The organism is Streptococcus sp. HMSC078D09, from assembly GCF_001813675.1.
Lineage (GTDB): Bacteria > Bacillota > Bacilli > Lactobacillales > Streptococcaceae > Streptococcus.
On sequence record NZ_KV813679.1, the window covers coordinates 1 to 440 of the forward strand.

Here is a 440-nt window from a genome sequence, read left to right on the forward strand (position 1 = left end):
GGTTAGAGGTTCGACTCCTCTAGGGTGCATGGTCGCAAGGCTATGTAATAATTGAATAGAAACGAGCACCCTTAGCTCAACTGGATAGAGTACCTGACTACGAATCAGGCGGTTAGAGGTTCGACTCCTCTAGGGTGCATAAAGCGGTAGCTTTAGATCGGGAAGTAGCTCAGCTTGGTAGAGTACTTGGTTTGGGACCAAGGTGTCGCAGGTTCGAATCCTGTCTTCCCGATATTATGGCGGTGTAGCTCAGCTGGCTAGAGCGTCCGGTTCATACCCGGGAGGTCGGGGGTTCGATCCCCTTCGCCGCTATATTGTTGATCTTGTTGGACCTTTAGCTCAGCTGGTTAGAGCTCTCGGCTCATAACCGAGTGGTCGTAGGTTCAAGTCCTACAAGGTCCATTATTATCTTGGAGGATTACCCAAGTCCGGCTGAAGGG

At 51.1% G+C, this 440-nt stretch carries 4 tRNA genes; all 4 read left to right on the top strand.

Annotated features, from left to right (window positions below):
* Window positions 1-65 precede the first annotated feature (65 nt).
* Window positions 66-139 (top strand) — tRNA-Arg (locus tag HMPREF2926_RS10365).
* Window positions 140-158: 19 nt separating this feature from the next.
* Window positions 159-232, top strand: a tRNA-Pro gene (locus HMPREF2926_RS10370).
* Between the two features lie 6 nt (window positions 233-238).
* A tRNA-Met gene (locus tag HMPREF2926_RS10375) sits at window positions 239-312 on the top strand.
* A 16-nt stretch (window positions 313-328) separates the two neighbouring features.
* Window positions 329-402, top strand: a tRNA-Ile gene (locus HMPREF2926_RS10380).
* Window positions 403-440 lie beyond the last annotated feature (38 nt).